Origin of the sequence: Acinetobacter tianfuensis, from assembly GCF_003611465.1 — a bacterium.
Lineage (GTDB): Bacteria > Pseudomonadota > Gammaproteobacteria > Pseudomonadales > Moraxellaceae > Acinetobacter > Acinetobacter tianfuensis.
The window spans coordinates 1-337 of sequence record NZ_RAXV01000111.1; the positions used below are offsets into that span (position 1 = coordinate 1).

Genomic DNA, 337 nt, shown 5'->3' on the forward strand with positions numbered 1-337 from the left:
CCAAGCATTGTTACAGAGGATGAATTTGGTGACTCGGAAAGATTAAAATTTAAACCTAACACATCATCTATGTAGATCTTAATATTACGATTATCTCTTTCAACTGTTAATTTATGCCAAATGTTGTTTGAAATGTTTTGAGCTGCTGCTGTTGCTGATATGTAGCTAAAGTCAATATAAACCTTGTTAACTAAATAAGACTCACCAGATGGTGTGCCGCTAGAGTACCCCAAATCTCTGGGTAGAACATTTCCGGTGAAGTACACAAGTGGCAGATACGCGGAAACACCAATTAGTCTTTTAAACTCAATAGAGAACTTATATTTTGATCCGAAAT

General features: G+C 35.6%; 1 protein-coding gene. It reads right to left on the reverse strand.

The genetic code is table 11. The features are described 5' to 3' along the window. A partial coding sequence (locus tag D7V32_RS17505) for a LamG domain-containing protein (RefSeq protein ID WP_213072563.1) occupies window positions 1–337 on the reverse strand: 337 nt, incomplete at both ends.